The organism is Bradyrhizobium sp. S3.12.5 (genome assembly GCF_040548225.1).
In the GTDB taxonomy this organism is placed as follows: Bacteria; Pseudomonadota; Alphaproteobacteria; order Rhizobiales; family Xanthobacteraceae; genus Bradyrhizobium; species Bradyrhizobium cytisi.
The window spans coordinates 346645-366106 of record NZ_JBEPRF010000001.1 but is presented as its reverse complement, the minus strand read 5'-3'; the positions used below and the strand labels follow the sequence as shown (position 1 = coordinate 366106).

At 64.6% G+C, this 19462-nt stretch carries 20 protein-coding genes; 9 read left to right on the top strand and 11 right to left on the bottom strand.

Going from position 1 to position 19462, the window contains the following annotated elements; translation table 11 throughout:
* Positions 1 to 29: 29 nt before the first annotated feature.
* Positions 30 to 1775, top strand: coding sequence for a tannase/feruloyl esterase family alpha/beta hydrolase (locus tag ABIC09_RS01720; protein WP_354108204.1), 1746 nt, complete (start codon positions 30 to 32; stop codon positions 1773 to 1775).
* Positions 1776 to 1815: 40 nt separating this feature from the next.
* On the opposite strand, the gene lysA is transcribed toward ABIC09_RS01720, so the two are convergent.
* The 3 genes from lysA to argH all read right to left on the bottom strand — a co-directional run bounded on the left by lysA (position 1816) and on the right by argH (position 4886).
* Positions 1816 to 3081, bottom strand: coding sequence for a diaminopimelate decarboxylase (gene lysA / locus ABIC09_RS01715; protein WP_148751690.1), 1266 nt, complete (start codon positions 3079 to 3081; stop codon positions 1816 to 1818).
* Positions 3082 to 3104: 23 nt separating this feature from the next.
* The gene (lptM, locus tag ABIC09_RS01710; protein ID WP_254134669.1) at positions 3105 to 3395 is read right to left on the bottom strand and encodes an LPS translocon maturation chaperone LptM; all 291 of its coding nucleotides are present in this window, start codon (positions 3393 to 3395) and stop codon (positions 3105 to 3107) included.
* A 93-nt stretch (positions 3396 to 3488) separates the two neighbouring features.
* Positions 3489 to 4886, bottom strand: a complete 1398-nt coding sequence (gene argH / locus ABIC09_RS01705; protein WP_354108203.1) for an argininosuccinate lyase — start codon at positions 4884 to 4886, stop codon at positions 3489 to 3491.
* 101 nt (positions 4887 to 4987) lie between these two features.
* Here argH and tlpA point away from each other — a divergent pair, with 101 nt between their 5' ends.
* A complete protein-coding gene (gene tlpA, locus ABIC09_RS01700) occupies positions 4988 to 5653 on the top strand; it encodes a thiol:disulfide interchange protein TlpA (RefSeq protein WP_354108202.1) in 666 nt (221 codons plus the stop codon).
* On the opposite strand, the gene ABIC09_RS01695 is transcribed toward tlpA, so the two are convergent.
* The 6 genes from ABIC09_RS01695 to ABIC09_RS01670 form a co-directional block, all read right to left on the bottom strand.
* Positions 5650 to 5844 carry a hypothetical protein gene (locus ABIC09_RS01695; protein WP_148751685.1) on the bottom strand — a complete coding sequence of 65 codons (195 nt, stop codon included), beginning with the start codon at positions 5842 to 5844 and terminating at the stop codon, positions 5650 to 5652. The genes tlpA and ABIC09_RS01695 overlap by 4 nt on opposite strands.
* A gap of 71 nt (positions 5845 to 5915) precedes the next feature.
* Positions 5916 to 6797: a 3-hydroxybutyryl-CoA dehydrogenase gene (locus ABIC09_RS01690; RefSeq protein ID WP_148751684.1), complete on the bottom strand. Its 882-nt coding sequence runs from the start codon at positions 6795 to 6797 to the stop codon at positions 5916 to 5918.
* A gap of 208 nt (positions 6798 to 7005) precedes the next feature.
* A complete protein-coding gene (locus ABIC09_RS01685) occupies positions 7006 to 7956 on the bottom strand; it encodes an electron transfer flavoprotein subunit alpha/FixB family protein (RefSeq protein WP_148751683.1) in 951 nt (316 codons plus the stop codon).
* Complete coding sequence (locus tag ABIC09_RS01680; protein WP_148751682.1) at positions 7956 to 8705, bottom strand: electron transfer flavoprotein subunit beta/FixA family protein; 750 nt, start codon at positions 8703 to 8705, stop codon at positions 7956 to 7958. The genes ABIC09_RS01685 and ABIC09_RS01680 overlap by 1 nt, the downstream gene beginning before the upstream one ends.
* Positions 8706 to 8831: 126 nt before the next feature.
* Positions 8832 to 9404 (bottom strand): cob(I)yrinic acid a,c-diamide adenosyltransferase, encoded by a 573-nt coding sequence (locus tag ABIC09_RS01675; protein ID WP_148751680.1) that lies wholly within the window; start codon positions 9402 to 9404, stop codon positions 8832 to 8834.
* A 1-nt stretch (position 9405) separates the two neighbouring features.
* The gene (locus ABIC09_RS01670; RefSeq protein WP_148751678.1) at positions 9406 to 9600 is read right to left on the bottom strand and encodes a twin transmembrane helix small protein; all 195 of its coding nucleotides are present in this window, start codon (positions 9598 to 9600) and stop codon (positions 9406 to 9408) included.
* Between the two features lie 182 nt (positions 9601 to 9782).
* Between ABIC09_RS01670 and ABIC09_RS01665 the strand changes: the two genes are divergently transcribed.
* Positions 9783 to 10676 (top strand): YihY/virulence factor BrkB family protein, encoded by an 894-nt coding sequence (locus ABIC09_RS01665; protein ID WP_148751816.1) that lies wholly within the window; start codon positions 9783 to 9785, stop codon positions 10674 to 10676.
* Here ABIC09_RS01665 and ABIC09_RS01660 read toward each other — a convergent pair.
* Together ABIC09_RS01660 and gluQRS are read right to left on the bottom strand one after the other, a co-directional pair.
* On the bottom strand, positions 10603 to 11877 hold the full coding sequence (locus ABIC09_RS01660) for an ATP-binding protein (RefSeq protein WP_354086090.1): 1275 nt from the start codon (positions 11875 to 11877) through the stop codon (positions 10603 to 10605). The two genes, ABIC09_RS01665 and ABIC09_RS01660, sit on opposite strands and share 74 nt — an antisense overlap.
* 106 nt (positions 11878 to 11983) lie before the next feature.
* Complete coding sequence (gluQRS, locus tag ABIC09_RS01655) at positions 11984 to 12856, bottom strand: tRNA glutamyl-Q(34) synthetase GluQRS (protein WP_354108201.1); 873 nt, start codon at positions 12854 to 12856, stop codon at positions 11984 to 11986.
* A gap of 147 nt (positions 12857 to 13003) precedes the next feature.
* On the opposite strand from gluQRS, the gene ABIC09_RS01650 reads away from it, so the two are divergent.
* The 6 genes from ABIC09_RS01650 to ABIC09_RS01625 all read left to right on the top strand — a co-directional run bounded on the left by ABIC09_RS01650 (position 13004) and on the right by ABIC09_RS01625 (position 19385).
* Positions 13004 to 13651 carry a DNA-3-methyladenine glycosylase family protein gene (locus ABIC09_RS01650; protein ID WP_148751672.1) on the top strand — a complete coding sequence of 216 codons (648 nt, stop codon included), beginning with the start codon at positions 13004 to 13006 and terminating at the stop codon, positions 13649 to 13651.
* Between the two features lie 230 nt (positions 13652 to 13881).
* The gene (locus tag ABIC09_RS01645) at positions 13882 to 15675 is read left to right on the top strand and encodes a flavin-containing monooxygenase (protein ID WP_354108200.1); all 1794 of its coding nucleotides are present in this window, start codon (positions 13882 to 13884) and stop codon (positions 15673 to 15675) included.
* A gap of 14 nt (positions 15676 to 15689) precedes the next feature.
* A complete protein-coding gene (locus ABIC09_RS01640) occupies positions 15690 to 16667 on the top strand; it encodes a peptidyl-alpha-hydroxyglycine alpha-amidating lyase family protein (RefSeq protein ID WP_354108199.1) in 978 nt (325 codons plus the stop codon).
* 183 nt (positions 16668 to 16850) lie between these two features.
* On the top strand, positions 16851 to 17408 hold the full coding sequence (locus ABIC09_RS01635) for an HNH endonuclease (RefSeq protein WP_148751668.1): 558 nt from the start codon (positions 16851 to 16853) through the stop codon (positions 17406 to 17408).
* 330 nt (positions 17409 to 17738) lie between these two features.
* On the top strand, positions 17739 to 18989 hold the full coding sequence (locus ABIC09_RS01630; protein ID WP_354108198.1) for a glycosyltransferase family 87 protein: 1251 nt from the start codon (positions 17739 to 17741) through the stop codon (positions 18987 to 18989).
* A 174-nt stretch (positions 18990 to 19163) separates the two neighbouring features.
* Positions 19164 to 19385: a dodecin gene (locus ABIC09_RS01625; RefSeq protein WP_354036929.1), complete on the top strand. Its 222-nt coding sequence runs from the start codon at positions 19164 to 19166 to the stop codon at positions 19383 to 19385.
* Positions 19386 to 19462: the final 77 nt, after the last annotated feature.

Sequence of the window (19462 nt, the reverse complement as noted above, 5' to 3'; positions counted from 1 at the left end):
ACGACTGCAAAAAAATCAGGGAGGACGGAATGAAGCGTCATCGACAATTACTTGTCGGTGCGACCACGGCCCTGTTTGGCTGTGTCGCACTCGGTACGTCGCCCGCCATGGCGACGGCGTGCACCAATCTTCGATCCTTGCAACTGCAGCACACAGTGATCAATTCGGCGGACGACAACACGACCGGCACCTTCGTGCCGCCTGGCGCGAGCCCGATCACCGGCCTTCCCGCCTTCTGCCGCGTCACCGCAACCGTGATCCCGAGCTCGGATTCCAGCATCAAGATCGAGGTCTGGCTGCCCGAGACCACGTGGAACGGCAGGTTCCTCGGCACCGGCGGCGGCGGCTTCCAGGGCACGATCACCTACAACGAGCTCGCCATCGGCATCCAGGGCGGCTTTGCCGCGACCAACAGCGACCTCGGCACCGGATCATCGGGATGCAATCCGCTGTTCTGCGGCTCGGCCGGCAACATGGGCAATCCGCTCGCGATCGAGTTCGGCGATCCGACGGCGCCGTCGACCGGCCTGTTCGGGCATCCCGAGCGGATCAAGGATTTCGGCTACCGCGCCATCCATCTGATGACCGAGCGGGGCAAGGAGATCGTCAGCGCGTTTTACGGCCATCGATCGCAACGGGCCTATTTCGCCGGTTGCTCCACCGGCGGCCAGAACGCCCTGATGGAGGCACAGCGCTTCCCCAACGATTATGACGGCATCCTCGCCGGCGCCGCCGCATTCAACCGCACCCATTTGCACATGGCGGGACTCTATGGCTGGCAGAACACGCATGCGAGCCCCGGCCGGTTCATCCAGGCCGGCCAGATGACGCTGATCAACCAGGCCGTGCTGAAGCAATGCGTCGGCCAGGACGGCGGCGCCAAAACCGATCAGTTCCTGACCGATCCGCGCGACTGCCATTTCGATCCGAAGGTCCTGCTCTGCACCGGCGGCAACGCACCGCCGGCCTGCCTGACCTCCGACCAGGTCACGACCATGCAGCGCTATTACGCCGGCACGATCGACCCGGTGAACGGACAGCTCGTCAATCCGGGGTCCGAGCGCGGCAACGAGACCGACGACATCCTCGCCCTCGGCCTGGCGTTTCAGGAGCGACTGCCCGAGCCGGCCTTCGACGGCCTGTTCTACTGGGTGTTCGGCCCGAGCTTCGGCTATCCGGCAAGCCCGACCAATTTTGCCAATTTCGATTTCCACCGCGACATCGACAAGGTCGACGACCAGCTCGCCGCGGTGCTGAACGCGACCAGCACCGATCTCGGCGAATTCAGGGGACATGGCGGCAAGCTGCTGATGTACCACGGCTGGGCCGACCCGCTGATTCCGTCCCAGAGCAGCATCAACTATTTCCTGGCCCTGGTGGGGAATGAAGGCCCGGGATTCCAGCAAGGCCTCCAGCCGGTCGGCTTCTTCGATCACGGCAACGGCAATCCGGCGCTGCGACGGACCCAGAGCTACGCGCGTCTGTTCATGGTGCCCGGACTGTACCACTGCTCCGGCGGCCCCGGTCCCAACACGTTCGATGCGCTCACATCGCTGGTCAAATGGGTCGAGGCCGGCGTCGCGCCGGAGACGATCCTCGCCACGAAGTTCGTGGCCGATACGCCGCCCGCGGTTCAGATGACCCGGCCGCTCTGCGTCTTCCCCAAGGTCGCGAAATACAACGGCAGTGGCGACACCAACAACGCAGCGAGCTTCACCTGCGTCACCGACGAGAACGATTTCAACCAGAAGCCGGCTCCGAAATACGGGCCGTGACAAACACGCGGCGCCGGCGAGCGCATGGTCGCCGGCGTCCTCACAGCCACGGCGCCGGCGTATCCATCGCGATCAGCTGCTCGACCTCGATGCGCGGACGCACGACCGCGTATTGATCGCCCTTCACCAGCACCTCCGGCACCAGCGGCCGCGTGTTGTAGGTGCCGGCCTGCACGGCGCCGTAGGCGCCCGCGGTCATGATGGCGATGAGATCGCCCACCTTCGGCGTCGGCAGCGTGCGGTCGAGAGCGAGGTAGTCGCCGGTCTCGCAGACGGGGCCGACGACGTCGGCCACGACGGTCGCCGCGCCCTTTGCCGGCTGCGTCACCGGAAGGATGTCGTGATGCGCCTCGTACAGCGTCGGGCGGATGAGGTCGTTCATCGCGGCGTCGATGATGACGAAGTTCTTGCCGTCGCCGTGCTTCACATAGATCACCTTGGCGACGAGGATGCCGGCATTGCCGACGATCATGCGGCCCGGCTCGAACATCAGGGTGCAGCCGAGATTGTGGCTGACGCGCCTGACCATCGCGGCATAGGCATCCGGCGCCGGCGGCGCCTCGCGGTCCATGTAATAGGGAATGCCGAGCCCGCCGCCGAAATCGACGTGGCTGATGTTGTGGCCGTCGGAACGCAGCGTCTGCACGAATTCGGACAGGATGCGGAACGCGGTCTCCATCTTGGACAGGTCGGTGATCTGGCTGCCGATATGCACGTCGGTGCCGGTCACTTGGATGCCCGGCAGCTTCGCGGCCCGCGCGTAGACCTCGCGAGCATGCGCGATCGGGATGCCGAACTTGTTCTCGGACTTGCCGGTGGAGATCTTGGCATGCGTGCCGGCATCGACGTCCGGATTGACGCGGATGGAGATCCGCGCGGTCTTGCCCGTCTCGGTCGCAAGCCGCGAGAGCAATTCGAGCTCGGGCTCGGATTCGACGTTGAGACAGAGGATGTCGGCGGCGAGCGCGGCGCGCAGCTCATCTTCGGTCTTGCCGACGCCGGAGAACAGGATCTTGCTGGCAGGGATACCGGCGGCCAGCGCGCGCTTCAGCTCGCCGCCGGAGACGACGTCAGCGCCGGCACCAAGCTTCGCCAGCGTGCGCAGCACCGACTGGTTGGAGTTCGCCTTCATGGCATAGCAGACCAGCACCTTCTCGCCGGCAAAGGCATCGGCGAAGACGCGATAGTGCCGCTCAAGCGTGGCGGTCGAATAGCAATAGAACGGTGTGCCGACGGTTGCGGCTAGCTCGGACAGGTTCACCGCCTCGGCGTGCAGCACGCCGTTGCGGTAGTCGAAATGGTTCATGGCGATGGCTCAGTTGCCCCAGCCTATCGGCTGGGTTTTTCGTCCAGGAGCGGGTCGAGGATAAACGGTTTCTTCTTGCCCTTGGTTGCCGCCGGTGGGGCATCCGCGCCATAGGTCGGATTGAACACGCTCGGCGTTTTCTGGGCTTCGGTCTCGGTGTCGGTCGGCGCGGCGATATTGGCCGTGGACGCGTTGGAGGCGGTCGGCGGCAGATCGAGCGGGCCCTTCCGGCCACAGCCGGCGAGCGCAAGCGCGCTCAGGCTCAAGACAATGATGGCCCACCCCGAGCCGGCCGGGCGAAACTTTGACGTCACGACGAAATCCCCACTACGCGGGGCGCACCATACAGAGATTGGCGCGCTCTGGCGAGAGCCGGATGACCATGAAACATAAGCGAAATTTTGCCTTCAGCCCAATTTTCGCTCTTTTTCCAGCCGCTTCGCCCAGGCCTTGGCCTGCGATGTCACGTTCTTCGGCGCGGTGCCGCCGAAGCTGGTGCGGCTCTTCACCGACGATTCGACCGAGAGCACGCCAAGCACGTCCTTGGTGATCCTGGGCTCGATCGCCTGCATCTCCTTCAGCGGCAGCTCGTGCAGCGCCACGCCGCCCTCGGCGGCCTTGGCGACTATGCGGCCGGTGACGTGATGGGCCTCGCGGAACGGCATCTTCAGCGTCCGCACCAGCCAGTCGGCGAGATCGGTCGCGGTGGCATAGCCCTCGCCGGCAGCCGCCTTCATCTTGGCCTCGTCCGGCACGAGATCGCGGACCATGCCGGTCATGGCGCGGATCGCGAGCGACAGCGCGGCAAAGCCTTCCATCGCGCCCTGCTTGTCCTCCTGCATGTCCTTTTGATAGGCGAGCGGCAGGCCCTTCATCACGATCAGGAGACCGTTGAGCGCACCGATGACGCGGCCGGTCTTGGCGCGCACCAGCTCGGCCGCATCAGGATTGCGCTTCTGCGGCATGATCGAGGATCCGGTGGTGAACTTGTCGCTGAGGCGGATGAGGCCAACCAGCGGCGAGGTCCAGATCACGATCTCCTCGGCGAAGCGCGACATGTGCACGGCGCAGATCGAGGCCGCCGACAGCGTCTCCAGCACGAAGTCGCGGTCGGAGACCGCATCAAGCGAGTTCGCCATCGGACGGTCGAAGGCCAGCGCCTTGGCGGTGGCATGACGGTCGATCGGGAACGAGGTGCCGGCGAGCGCGGCCGCGCCGAGCGGGGATTCATTGAGCCGCTTGCGCGCATCCTGGAAACGGCCGCGATCGCGCGCAGCCATCTCGACATAGGCGAGCAGATGGTGACCGAACGTCACGGGCTGCGCGGTCTGCAGATGCGTGAAGCCGGGCATCACCGTTCCCGCATGCTCCAGCGCGCGCTCCACCAGCGCCTGCTGGAACGCGGCGAGCGCGGCATCGGTCTCGTCGACGATCTCGCGGACATAGAGACGGAAGTCGGTCGCGACCTGGTCGTTGCGCGAGCGCGCTGTGTGCAGGCGGCCGGCGGCCGGCCCGATCAGCTCCGACAGGCGGCTCTCGACATTCATATGAATATCCTCGAGCGCGCGCTTGAACTCGAAGCCGCCCTTCCCGATCTCTGACAAAATCGTGTCTAGACCCTTGCCGATATTTTTCGCATCAGAGGCCGTGATGATGCCTTGGCTGGCAAGCATCGCGGCGTGGGCCTTGGACGCGGCAATGTCCTGGGCGAAGAGGTGACGATCGACGTCGATGGAGACGTTGATCTCTTCCATGATCTCATCGGGACGTTCCGAGAACCGGCCGCCCCACATCTTGTTGCTCATGATCCCCTGCTCACGCCTTGCTTTGCCGCACGTTTGCTGGCGGAGGCCAGCCGTATTAAGAGGCCCCTGATAGCCATATCTGCGACCGGATGACAAACGATATGCTCGACCAGAAGCCCTCCGCCACGCGCCGGATCCCCATCGTCATCGCCACCGTGGTGGTCGGCGGGCTGGCCGGCTTCGCCGCGCTGTACGGGCTGGGCCTGAGCCGGACGCCATCAGGCGATCCGGCCTGCCGGGCTGCGGTGGCCACCGCCCAAAAGATCGCTCCGCTCGCCCATGGCGAGGTGGCGGCACTGACCATGGCGAGCGCCCCCCTGAAGCTGCCGGACCTGGCCTTCGAGGATGCCGATGGCAGGCCGAAGAAGCTGTCCGATTTCCGAGGCAAGACGCTGCTGGTCAACCTCTGGGCGACCTGGTGCGTGCCGTGTCGGAAAGAGATGCCGGCGCTGGACCAGCTCCAGGCCAAGCTTTCCGGCCCGAATTTCGAGGTGATCGCGATCAATATCGACACCCGCGATCCCGAGAAGCCGAAGAATTTCCTGAAAGACGCCAGCCTGACTCGGCTTGGCTACTTTACCGATCAGAAAGCTAAGGTTTTTCAGGATCTTAAGTCGATAGGCCGAGCCCTGGGCATGCCGACCTCGGTGCTCGTCGACCCGCAGGGCTGCGAAATCGCGACGATTGCGGGACCGGCCGAATGGGCGAGCGACGACGCGCTCAGGCTGATCCGGGCCGCGCTGGGGCCGACCGCTGCGTCGCTTTAAGCTGTGATATTGAGGTTGCCGCCAACGCCTGCGCCGACATTGGCGAGCGAGGGCTGACCAGCGCCCAGCAGCGTCAGGACGGCGGATTTCTCCGCATCCGCGTTCTGCTTCATCAGCGTCGCCGAGATGTTCGACTGCAGCGCGCCTTGCTGAGAGGCCAGCATGGTGCTGACCATCGCCATCGTGTCCATTACGCAAATCCTCGTACCGGCGGCAGCCTAGGGGCGAGCGGTTAACGCGACATGAATTGTCACAAGATGGATCAGCGCGTCGGAACCGGCTTGGCGCCGCGGTAGTCGTAGAAGCCGCGCTGGGTCTTGCGGCCGAGCCAGCCGGCCTCGACGTACTTCACCAGCAGCGGGCACGGGCGGTACTTGGAGTCGGCCAGGCCCTCATGCAGCACCTGCATGATCGAGAGGCAGGTATCGAGACCGATGAAATCGGCGAGCTCGAGCGGGCCCATCGGATGGTGGGCGCCGAGCTTCATCGCCGCGTCGATCGCCTCGACGTTGCCGACACCTTCGTACAGCGTGTAGATCGCCTCGTTGATCATCGGCAGCAGGATGCGGTTGACGATGAAGGCCGGAAAATCCTCGGAGACCGCGACCTGCTTGCCAAGCTTGGCGACGAATTCCTTGGACGCCTCAAAGGTCGAATCGTCGGTGGCGATGCCGCGGATCAGCTCCACCAGCTCCATCAGCGGCACCGGATTCATGAAGTGAATGCCGATGAAGCGCTCGGGCCGGTCGGTGGCGGCGGCGAGCCGCGTAATCGAGATCGAGGACGTATCGGAGGCGACGATCGCCTCCGGCTTCAACACCGCGCAGAGCTCGTGGAAGATCTTGCGCTTGACCTCTTCCTTCTCGACCGCGGTCTCGATCACGAGATCGCAGTCGGCGAGGTCGTCGAGCTTCTCGGCGAGCTTGATGCGCGCCATCGCCTTGGCCTTGTCGTCCTCGGTCACGCCCTTCTTGGAGACCTGGCGGGCCAGATTGCCGTTGATGGTCGCCATGCCTGACTTGAGGCGGTCGGCCGAGATGTCGTTGAGCACCACGTCGAAGCCGGCCAAGGCCGCGACATGCGCGATGCCATTGCCCATCTGACCCGCGCCGATCACGCCGACCTTCTTGATTACTGCCGCCATAATATCATCCACCGGAACGGCGCGCAGATCGCGCCCTGCCTATCCCCTGAGCCGGGAAGTCTGATTTATCAGAAGCTCGATTAGATCAGAATCCTGGCTCGAAACCTAGATTGGATCGCTTCGAAGGCGTGCCCCACGCCAAAGAAAACGCCTCGAAAAAGCAACACCGGCCGGAGTTTATGCCTCCGGCCGGTGTTTTTAACGCGTTTTACTTGCCGAGTTTGCCGAGTTCGGCCGTCAGCTCCGGAACCGCCTGGTAGAGGTCGGCAACCAGGCCGTAGTCGGCGACCTGGAAGATCGGCGCGTCCTCGTCCTTGTTGATCGCGACGATCACCTTGGAGTCCTTCATGCCGGCCAGATGCTGGATCGCGCCGGAAATACCCACCGCGACATAGAGCTCGGGGGCCACGACCTTGCCGGTCTGGCCGACCTGCCAGTCGTTCGGCGCATAGCCGGCGTCGACCGCCGCGCGCGAGGCACCGACACCGGCACCGAGCTTGTCGGCGAGCGGCTCGATGTACTTGGCGAAGTTCTCGCGGCTCTGCATGGCGCGGCCACCGGAGACGATGATCTTGGCCGAGGTCAGCTCGGGACGGTCGCTCTTGGCGACTTCCTCGCCGACAAAGGACGACAGGCCCGGATCGGACGCAGCCTGAACGCTCTCGACCGGCGCGCTGCCGCCGGCAGCTGCCGCCGCGAAGGTCGAGGTACGGACCGTGATCACCTTCTTTGCGTCCTTCGACTTCACCGTCTGGATGGCGTTGCCGGCATAGATCGGACGCTCATAGGTATCGGGCGCGACCACCTTGGTGATCTCCGAGACCTGCATGACATCGAGCAGAGCTGCGACGCGCGGCATCACGTTCTTGAAGCGCGAGGTCGCGGGCGCGACGATCGCGTCATAGGAGGGCGCCAGCGAGACGATCAGGGCGGCCAGCGGCTCGGCCAGATCGTGCGCGTAGGGCTCGCCTTCGGCGACCAGCACCTTGGCAACGCCCGTGAGCTTCGAGGCAGCCTCGGCCGCAGCCTTGGTGCCCTGCCCGCCACCGGCGACCAGCACATGGACGTCGCCGCCGAGCTGGGACGCCGCGGTCAGCGCCTTGTTGGTGGAGTCCTTGAGGACTTCCTGTTCGTGTTCGGCAATCAGCAACGTCGTCATCAGAGCACCCCGGCTTCGTTCTTGAGCTTCGACACCAGCTCGGCGACGTCCTTCACCTTGACTCCGGCCTTGCGGCCCGCGGGCTCAGCCGTTTTCAGAACTTCGAGGCGCGCGGTGATGTCGACGCCGTAATCGGCGACGGTCTTGTCCGCGATCGGCTTCTTCTTGGCCTTCATGATGTTGGGCAGTGAGGCATAGCGCGGCTCGTTAAGACGAAGATCGGTGGTGACGATCGCCGGCCCCTTCAGCTTCACGGTCTGCAGACCGCCGTCGACTTCACGCGTGACCTTGAAGTCGCTTCCTTCAACTTCGAGCTTCGAGGCGAAGGTCGCCTGCGACCAGCCGAGCAGCGCGGCCAGCATCTGGCCGGTCTGATTGCTGTCGTCGTCGATCGCCTGCTTGCCGAGAATGATCAGGCCGGGCTGCTCTTCTTCCGCGACCTTCTTCAGGATCTTGGCGACGGCGAGCGGTTCGACGGTGCCGTCGGCCTTCACCAGGATGCCGCGGTCGGCACCCATGGCGAGCCCAGTGCGGATCGTCTCCGATGCCTGCGCCGGTCCGATGGAGACCACCACGACCTCGGTAGCCTTGCCGGCTTCCTTCAGGCGCAGCGCTTCCTCGACCGCGATTTCATCGAAGGGATTCATCGACATCTTGACGTTGGCGAGTTCAACGCCCGATCCATCGCTCTTGACGCGGACCTTGACGTTGTAATCGACCACCCGCTTTACCGGCACTAAGACCTTCATCGATCCTCTTTCACTCAATTTGGGAGGGGGGCTATTCAACTGGCGCGGAACCTAAAGGCCTGATCCGGCCCGGTCAACGCGCGACAGGGCCAAATTTTAGACCCTGGAAATGCGCTGCTCAATGGGTCAGCGGTTCTGGCCCGGAATCCAGAGCACGTCGCCGGCGCCATTATGGTTGGCCGCACGGCTGGCCACGAACAGGAAGTCCGACAGGCGGTTCATATATTGGATGCCAGCTGCACCGACCGGCTCTCCGGGCCGGGCCGCCAGTTCCACCATCATACGTTCCGCCCTGCGGCAAATCGTGCGGGCGACATGAAGGTAGGCGGCGGCCGGCGTGCCGCCCGGCAGCACGAAAGACGTGAGCGGTGCGAGCTTGTCGTTGAGCGCGTCGATATCGTGCTCGAGCCGCTCGACCTGGCTCGCCACCACTCGCAACCGTTCCGCTTTGCCTTCCCGCTCGGGCACCGCGAGGTCAGCGCCAAGGTCGAATAGATCGTTCTGGATCCGGCCGAGCATCGCATCGAGCTCGGGCGCATCCTTTGTGTACAGGCGAACAACGCCGATCGCGGCATTGGTCTCGTCGACCGTGCCATAGGCCGCGATGCGCAAATCATATTTCGGACGGCGCTCGCCGGTTCCGAGCGCTGTCGTGCCGTCGTCACCAGTCTTGGTGTAGATGCGGTTGAGCACGACCATGTTAGCGCCCCATGGCCCAGACGGCGAGCATGGCAACCACGATCGCCACGAACTGAAGCAGCACGCGCAAGCGCATCAGCTTCTGCGAGGTGTTGGGCGAGCCGCCGCGCATCATGTTGACGAGACCGAGCAGCAGCACAATCGCCACGGCGCCGGCTGCCACCGGCAGGATGAAAGTACTCAGGAGAGATGCCATCAGGGCTAGATAACACCGTGTGCGCCGGTCCGCTATGGCGCACGCCGTCATTCCGGGCTCGATGCTCGGGCTTGCGCTCCGCGCGGTCCTACGCATCGCCCCGGAATGACAACGGGGGAAACGGGTAGCGTTTTCGCGATCTGGCTTTTAGGCCAATTATATCAGATGTTAGCCCAATGATCTTGAGAGCGATCCGCTACATCTACGTCGTCGCGATGGACGCGTTTTATACCTTCCTGGCCGACGACGGCTGGGCGATCGCGAGCCACATCGCGCTGTCGACGCTGATGGCGCTGTTCCCGTTCCTGATCGTGCTGACGTCGCTGGCCGGCTTCTTCGGCTCCAAGGAGCTCGCCGACCAGGCGGCTGGTCTGATGCTTCAGGTGTGGCCCACGCAAGTGGCGGATGCGCTCTCCGGCGAGATCCACGACGTGCTGACCACCACCCGCACCGGCGTGCTGACGATCGGCGCGGTGCTGTCGGTCTATTTCGCCTCGAACGGCGTCGAGGCGCTTCGCGTTGCGCTGAACCGCGCCTATGCGGTGGTGGAGATGCGGCGCTGGTACTGGCTGCGGCTGGAATCGATCGGCTACACGCTGGTCGCGGCCATCACCGCGCTTGCCATGGCATTCCTGATCGTGCTCGGCCCGCTCTTCATCGAGGCAGCGCGGCGCCACATTCCGCTGTTCGTCGAATCCAACGAGAGCATCCTGACTTGGCTGCGCTACGGCATCACCATCAGCGCGCTGGTGGTGGCGCTGATCATCCTGCATACTTGGCTGCCGGCCGGACGGCGCGGCTTCCTCCAGATCCTGCCCGGCATCGTCTTCACCATCGTGGCGTCGCTGATCTCGGGCGTCGTGTTCGGCCAGTACCTGGCGCGCTTCGCCAACAATTACGTCACGATGTATGCGGGGCTCGCCTCGGTGATCATCGCGCTGGTGTTTCTGTATTTCATCGCCGCGATCTTCGTCTTCGGCGGCGAGCTCAACGCCGCGATCATCAAGTCGCGGCTTCCTCACGGCGTCTCGCTTCAAGCAGCGCAGTCGCTAAAGCCCGCGGGGACACAGGCTTGACCAGGAAGGCGTTGGCGCCGGCCTCGCGCGACGCCGCCTCGTCCTCGCCGCGACCGGACACGCCTATGATCGGGATCTGAGCCAGCGGCGCCTGCATCGTGCGGATCCGGCGGATCGCCTCAACGCCGTCGATGCCCGGCAACACCATATCCATCAGCACCGCATCGAAACCGCCCTGCGCGAGCCGGTTCACCGCGTCCTCGCCGCGGCCGATGAACTCGGCATGATGACCGAGCTCGGTCAAAATTGTGTTGAGCACGACGCGGCCGAACGGATTGTCCTCCACGCTGAGCACGCGCAACGCCGCCAGCGCATTCGGCTCCTCACCGCCCGATTTGCGGGACTTCGCGGGACCCGCCGCATCCAGCGACACCGTCAGCGTGAAGGTGGCACCACCGCCGCGCCGTGGCGCGACCGTGATGTCGCCGCCCATCGCGCGCGCCAGCTGCTTCACCGAGGACAGACCGAGCCCGGCGCCGCCGAAGCGCGACGCGATGGTGACATTGGCCTGGGTGAACGGGCGGAACAGCCGCTTGATCTCGGCCATGGTCAGGCCGATGCCGCTGTCCGACACCGCAAAGGCGACGCCGACTTTGCGCTTGCCTTTCACCTTGTCCTTGGTCTTGCCTCTTCCGCTGTCCTTGGCGGGGCGCCAGGGCGTCGCCGATATCGCCACGCCGCCCTGGTCAGTGAACTTCACGGCATTGTCGATCAGATTCTCGAGCGCGGCGCGGAGGCGGACGGGATCGCCGACCACGAGGCCCGCAAGCTTGTCGGAGATATCGACCTCGGCCTGAAGACCCTTGGCGGCGGCGCGGCCGGCGAGCGAATCGCCGGTGCTGCGGGCGAGCGCCCGCAGATCGAACAAATCCTGCCGCAGCGTGCTGCCGCCCGCGCCCTTGCCGGTCTTGGCGGCATCGACGAATAGCGTGGCAAGGTTCGCCAGATGCTCGGCACCGGCCTTGATGGTATCGGCCCAGCGCCGTTCCCGCTCGCCGAGATCGGAGGTCGAGAGCAGGTCGCTGATCGCCAGAATCCCGGTCAGGGGGGTGCGGACCTCGTGGGCAAAGGCGGCCAGCGCCACCTGAACCATGTCCGGTGCGGCCGGCTTGGCGCCGCGCTTGCGTACCTTACCGGCCGCCGCGGGTCGCTTCCGCGGCGGTCGCCTGGACGCCCGCGTAGTGCGCGTTTTCGCCGCCATAAATCCCCTTCGAAGTATATCCCCTTCGAACCCCTGGCTATCGGCTAAGCATGGCACGGCGGAACCCCTGGAGTCACGGCGGCGTTTTGCTAACCCCCAGAGAAACTTAGCCTAATCCCACGAACGTGCGGATACCGGCGGGCGAGATGCCCGCAGCGCGTAACTCCCGCAGACCGGTCGAGCGGTCCGATTTCGACAGCTTCCGCCCGTGGGCGTCGCGAATCAGGGGGTGGTGGCGGTAGGCGGGCTCAGGCAGGCCGAGCAGAGCCTGGAGCAGGCGGTGGACCGAGGTGGCGTGGAACAGGTCCTGGCCGCGCACGATCTCGCTCACACCCTGGAGCGCGTCGTCGACCACGACGGACAGATGGTAGCTGGTCGGCGTCTCCTTGCGGGCCAGGATCACGTCGCCCCACGCCTCGGGCAGTGCGGCGACCGTGCCGCGCTCGCCATCGGGGCCCTCACCCAACTCATTCCAGGTCAGGCCGGCAACGCGCCGGCAGGCGGCCGCCATGTCGAGCCGCAACGCGTAAGCCGCGCCTGTATCGATCAAACGCGACCTCTCGCCGGCCGCCAGCGATTTCGCGTCACCGGGATAGAGCGGTGCACCGTCGGGATCGCGCGGCCATGGTCCATGGGCCTCGCGCGCAGCCACGAGCCTGGCGATCTCGGTGCGGCTTTCGAAGGCGGGATAGACGAGGCCGAGCGCGGCGAGTTTTTCCAACGCAGCGCGATAATCGGCGAGATGCTCCGACTGCCGCCGCACCGGCGTCTCCCAGGTGATCCCCAGCCAGGCGAGGTCCTCATCAATCGCCGTCTCGAACTCCGGCCGGCAGCGCGTCGCGTCGATGTCCTCGATCCGCAGCAGCGGCCGCCCGCCGGTTTGCTGCGCGCGATCGAAATTGAGCAGCGCCGAATAGGCGTGGCCGAGATGCAAGAGGCCGTTCGGGCTGGGGGCAAATCGGAAAACGGGTGGCGGCATAGGCAAAGATCTCGTCATGGCCGTGCATAGCCGTCAAGGACGGCGTCGCTTCCGCTCGCCCATAACCCGGCCATCGATCTTCCAAGACCCTGTTACGATATGAGATGGATGCACGGGTCAAGCCCGCGCATCACGAGTTAGGCAACCATGACCATCCACCTCGAAGCCCAGTCCGATCTCGAAGAGGCCGTCCATACGCTGGTCAAGCGCGATCCGCGTCTGAAGCCGGTGCTCGAGATCGCGGGCATGCCGGCGTTACGGCGGCGCGAGCCGGGTTTTGCGGGACTTGCCCATATCGTCTGTGGACAGCAGCTCTCGACCGCGAGCGCCGCGGCGATCTGGGGACGCCTGTCCGCCGCCTTCGATCCGTTCGACCACGAGGCCGTGCGCCGTGCCCGCACCGACCGGCTGGGGCGGCTCGGCCTGTCGGCCGCCAAGATCAAGACACTGAAACATCTCGCGCGCGAGATCATCGCGGAGCGGGTGAATCTCGACGTGCTCGCCGAAGAAGATGCGGATGCCGCGCATCACACGCTGATCTCGCTGCCCGGCATCGGGCCCTGGACGGCGGACGTCTATCTCCTGTTTTGCCTCGGCCATGGCGATGCCTGGCCGGCCGGCGACCTCGCCGTGCAGGAGGGCATCAAGATTGGCCTCGGCCTTCAGGCACGGCCGACGGAAAAGCAGATGGCGCCGCTCGCCGAGCCCTGGCGTCCGTTCCGTGGTGCTGCCGCGCATCTGTGGTGGAGCTATTACCGCGCGGTGAAAAAGCGCGAGGGCGTGCTTTCGGCGTGAGGCCGCCGAACAGCGTTTAAAGCTATGTTGCTGTTGCAACGACGCGTGCGTGGTCAACGAGATGCCGGCACAGTCACAAGCCGGGATTTCGCCGCCAACAACATGAGGCGCATTCCGCCCGAGCAGAGCCACATGCCCTCGCTGCTCGGGTAACGCGCTTTCGACATCGACTGAACCAGTATAGCGTCCGACCTCAGAGGAAACGCCGCGAAGACGGCACGAGGTCGCGTATGCTGGACAAGACGAAGGATATTTCCGTCTCCGCGCAAGCCTGGCTGGACGAATTCGAGCGCACGCTTGCTCGATCCGATCGCGCTGCTCTCGACCGCCTGTTCGTCGCCGAATGTTTCTGGCGCGATGTGCTGGCACTAAGCTGGAATCTACAAACCATCGCCGGACGCGATAACGTCGCTCGAGCATTGACCGGCCTCGCACCCAATGCGGCACCGAGCAATCTCAGGATCGCCACGAACCGCGCAGCGCCGCGCTGGGTGACACGTGCCGGCACAAACAATATCGAGGCGATCTTCAATTTCGAAACCGCGCAGGGCCGCGGCAGCGGCATCTTGCGGCTCGTGCCCGATGCCGCCGACGGCGATCGTTTGACGGCGTGGACGCTACTCACCGCGCTGGACGAGCTCAAAGGTTTTGAGGAACAGCTCGGCACGTCGCGACCGCGCGGCCAGGCCTATTCGCGCAATTTCCGCGGGCCGAACTGGCTCGACTTGCGCAAGGCCTCGCGCGACTATTCCGATCGTGATCCGGCCGTGCTGGTGGTTGGCGGCGGCCAGGCCGGGCTCGCGATCGCGGCGCGGCTGGAGCAGTTGCAGATCGACACGCTGATCGTCGATCGCGAGACGCGGGTCGGCGATAATTGGCGCAAGCGCTATCACGCGCTCACCCTGCACAACCAGGTGCAGGTCAATCACCTGCCCTACATGCCGTTCCCGCCGAGCTGGCCGACCTACATCCCCAAGGACAAGCTCGCGAACTGGTTCGAAGCTTACGTCGACGCGATGGAGCTGAACTTCTGGACCGGCACCGAATTCGAAGGCGGCGCCTATGACGAGGCCAAGGGACGCTGGACGGTGACGCTGCGCCGCACCGACGGCAGCAAGCGCACCATGCATCCGCGTCATGTGATCATGGCAACCGGAGTCAGCGGCATCGCTAACGTGCCTGATATTCCGACTCTCGATCGTTTCAAGGGCACGCTGCTGCATTCCAGCCGCTACGAGGACGGCGAGAACTGGCACGGCAAGCGCGCCATCGTCATCGGCACCGGCAACAGCGGTCACGACATCGCGCAGGATCTTCATTCCAGTGGCGCCAAGGTGACGCTGGTGCAGCGTTCGCCGACGCTGGTCACCAATATCGAGCCGTCGGCACAGCTGGCCTATGCGATCTACAATGAGGGCACGCTCGAGGACAACGATCTGATCGCGACCTCGATGCCGACGCCGCTGGCGAAGAAGACCCATGTGATGCTGACGGAACAGTCGAAGGAACTCGACAAGGAGCTGCTCGACGGACTGCGCCGCGTCGGCTTCAAGCTCGACTTCGGCGAGGCCGGCACCGGCTGGCAGTTCAAATACCTCACCCGCGGCGGCGGCTATTACTTCAACGTCGGCTGCTCCAACCTGATCGTCGAAGGCGCGATCGAGCTGAAGCAATTCGAGGACATCGACGGCTTCACGGCCGATGGCGCGCAGCTGAAGGATGGCACGACCATCGCAGCCGATCTCATCGTGCTCTCGACCGGCTACAAGCCGCAGGAATACCTCGTGCGAAAGCTGTTCGGCGACGGCGTCGCCGACCGTATCGGCCCGGTCTGGGGCTTTGGCGATGGTTTCGAGCTGCGCAACATGTATGCGCGCACCGGGCAGCCCGGCCTGTGGTTCATCGCCGGCAGCCTCGCGCAGTGCCGGATCAACTCGAAATTTCTCGCGCTGCAGATCAAGGCGATCGAGGAGGGGATTTTGGGACGGGCCGCGGCTGCAAACGAGCACGACAGAGGCAACTGAAGAGGGGACAACACATGCCAGCGATTCTCGGCACCGGCGAACACCGCTACCGCGTCGTCGAAAATTTCGCGAAGCTTCCCGACGGCTGGCAGCTCACCGACGTCGCCTCGGTGGCGGTCGACAGCAAGGACCGCGTCTATGTCTTCAACCGCGGCGCCCATCCGATGGTGGTGCTCGACCGCGAGGGCAATTTCCTGTGCAGCTTTGGCGAAGGCCTGTTCTCGCGCGCGCACGGGCTGCACATCGATGCCGACGACAATCTCTACTGCACCGATGACGGCGACCACACCGTGCGCAAATGCACCACCGACGGCAAGGTGCTGCTGACGATCGGCTTTCCCGCAAAGCCTGCGCCATTCATGAGCGGCGAGCCGTTCCATCGATGCACCCACACCGCGCTGTCGCCGAAGGGCGAGATCTACGTCTCCGACGGCTATGGCAATGCCCGCGTGCACAAATACACGCCCGACGGCAAGCTTATCAAAAGCTGGGGCGAGCCGGGCACGGATCCCGGCCAGTTCAACATCGTGCACAACATCGCCACCGATGCCGATGGCTGGGTCTATGTCGCCGATCGCGAGAACCATCGCGTGCAGGTGTTCAACGGCGAGGGCAAGTACGAGACGCAGTGGAACAATCTGCACCGCCCCTGCGCGCTGTGCTGCTGCGGCGGGGGCAAGAGCCCGACCTTCGTCATCGGCGAGCTCGGCCCCGGCATGGCCGTCAATCGCAAGGTGCCCAATCTCGGCCCGCGGCTGTCGATCGTGGACGCCACGGGAAAGCGCATCGCGCGGCTCGGCGGCGAGCAAGGCCCGGGTGTCGCCAGCGGAAAGTTTCTGGCACCACATGGCATCGCGCTGGATTCGAAGGGCGATATCTATGTCGGCGAAGTCGGCGTCACCGACTGGAAGACGAGCTTTCCGGACGAGGAGATGCCGGCCGCGGTCCGCGCGACGCGGTGCTTGCAGAAGCTGGAGCGGGTGCAGGAGTAGCCCAGCCCATCATTCCGGGGCACGGCCTCCCCAAATCGCGGCGTTTTTGAGCGTCTGCCACCCCGCCGCCGTATTGCTTGCGCCTGAATAAGTCGCTCAACGGGCTTCACAATCCCGTCACGCTGCATGTAGTATGTCAATACATGCTGCTTCGCAGCGTATATTGGAGGCCGGGAGCGTTACTTGAACGCACATGTCTCGCAAGGCAGTTGGCCGGTGCTGGTCCTCAACGCGGACTTCCGGCCGCTGAGTTACTATCCACTGTCTCTGTGGTCGTGGCAGGACGCGATCAAGGCGGTGTTCCTCGATCGCGTCAATATCGTAGCGCATTACGATCAGGCGGTTCACAGCCCCACGCTGCAAATGCAGCTGCCGAGCGTGGTTTCGCTCAAATCCTTCGTCAAGCCGACCACGCATCCCGCCTTCACCCGGTTCAACGTCTTCCTGCGCGATCGTTTCGCCTGCCAGTATTGTGGCTCGCCCGAAGACCTCACCTTCGATCACATCGTCCCGCGCAGCAAAGGCGGCCAGACCACCTGGGAAAACGTGGTCGCGGCGTGCTCGCCCTGTAACCTGCGCAAGGGCAATCTCACGCCGGCGCAGGCCAAGATGTTTCCGCGCCAGCACGCCTTCGCGCCGACCGTGCACCAGCTCCACCGCAACGGCCGCCTGTTTCCGCCGAACTACCTGCACGACAGCTGGCTGGACTATCTCTACTGGGATACGGAGCTGGATCCGTAGCGCTCGCTCGTCGCGCTATGCTAGGACTCGATCCGTTCGAACGGTCGAAACCGTTGACGCGTCACAAAACGACCTCGCGATAGGGGTTGCAGTCCGAGCGAGGACCGGTCCTCCGCTCGCCTCACCTGATACGCAAAAGACTTTAATCGGTAATTTCCAGGGCTATCGGATCCAACCGTCCGTTCAGCCTGTCGTTAACGATGGCCGGTGGCGGCTTCGGACCGCAAATTGCGATCCAAAGCCGGAATCCTTTCAGGTTCGTTACCGTCCCTTAAGGCCCGCTCGGCAATCTGAGCTGCAAAGCGCAGTCTCGCCGTAAGGTCGTCATATATGCTCACCGCAACCCTGGAGCAGATTCAAGCCTCGCCACGGAAGCGGACGATCTATGTCTGCGTCATTCTCTCGCTCCTCGCAGCCATACTGATCTTCAAGGCCTTCCGGTTCTTCGAAGGCGGCCTCTGGTACGGCAACCAGACACCCGACTTCACCGCCTTCCACATCGTGGCGCAACGAATCTGGCTCGAGGATCTCGACCTGACCTACCAATTCGCGTCATTCACGAAGATGCAGCTCGCGGCTGCCGGCGGCCCGGCCGACGTCATGCCCTGGACCTACCCGCCGCAATTCGACCTGGTGCTTGCGCCCCTCGCGTTTCTTCCGGGCTGGGTCGCCTATTTTCTCTTCACGGCGGTCACGCTGGCGGCCTATCTGATGACGCTCCGCGCCATCGCCGGAAACAACTTCGCGCTCGTGCTCGTCGTGTTTTTCCCGGCTATCGCGATCACGATCGCTATCGGCCAGAACGGCCTGTTGACCGGCGCGCTCATCGGGCTGATCTGCATTAACGCGGAACGGCGCCCGGTGCTCGCCGGCATCACGCTCGGCCTGATGGTCATCAAGCCTCATCTGGCCGTTGCGGCCGGCATCTACATGCTGTTGACGCGCCGCTGGCCGGCGGTGCTGACCGCCGCGATCGTGGTGGTCGCGAGCTCGCTCCTCTGCACGCTCGCCTTCGGTCCGCAAATCTGGCTCGCGTGGCTCGGCAGCATCCGGGAAGCCGCAGGCTTTCTGGAGGAAGGCCGCTACCAGCTGTTTCGGATGATCTCGGCCTATGCGGCCCTGTACAACGCCGGCCTCCCCGCCACTGGAGCGTTCTGGGGGCAGATGGCAATGGCAGGTCTTGCGCTGGCCACCGTCGCACTTGCGGTTGCTCGCGGACCGTCTCCCCGCTTCGCGCTCGGCATCGTCGCGGTCGTCTCCGTGATGATCAGCCCCTACGCCTACGACTATGACCTGCCGATCGTGGGGATCGGGCTTGCCCTGCTGCTTCCGGACTTTGCCGGCATGGCGAGCTCGCGCGAACGCAGCGCGGTCTACGCCCTGCTCCTGCTGGCTAACGCCTATGGGCTGCTGCAATCGGCCCGGCTGTCCGCAGAGAACGTCACCGCGAGCGACCTGCAAAATCACGTGGCTCCGGCCGTTGGCGGCTTCGCCCTCATGGCGGTGCTCGCGATATTGCTGCGGTGCCTGCTGCGCGACGTCAAGCCTGCCGCCATCCGCCTGCATGGCGAGCCCGCATAGCTCCGCGCACTGAAGCGATTACATCCGTTGGCGCTTGGCAGGCGAGCCCGGCCTGCTCCACCGCGATTGGCGCATGCGGGCCATCGCGGGCGACGGAACCGGAAAGGCCCGCGCCCGTTCAGACCAAAGACCCCGCGACGGCTGACGCCGCAGCGCAACCGATGGAGGCCCACCATGCCGGCAGCCGAGAAGGATCATGTCTACAAGATCCTGGAACTGGTCGGATCGTCCGAGACTTCGATCGAGGACGCGGTCAAGAACGCGATCGGCCGCGCGTCCAAGACCGTGCGCGAGATGAAATGGTTCGAGGTGGTGCAGACACGCGGCCACATCGAGAACGGCGCGGTGCGCCACTACCAGGTAACGCTGCGCGTCGGATTTACGCTGGATGGGTGAAGCGGCAAGCGCGAGGTGAAAACATCACGCCGCGGAACCGTGGTTAACATCCGCCGACGAAACTGGATCGAAATGCC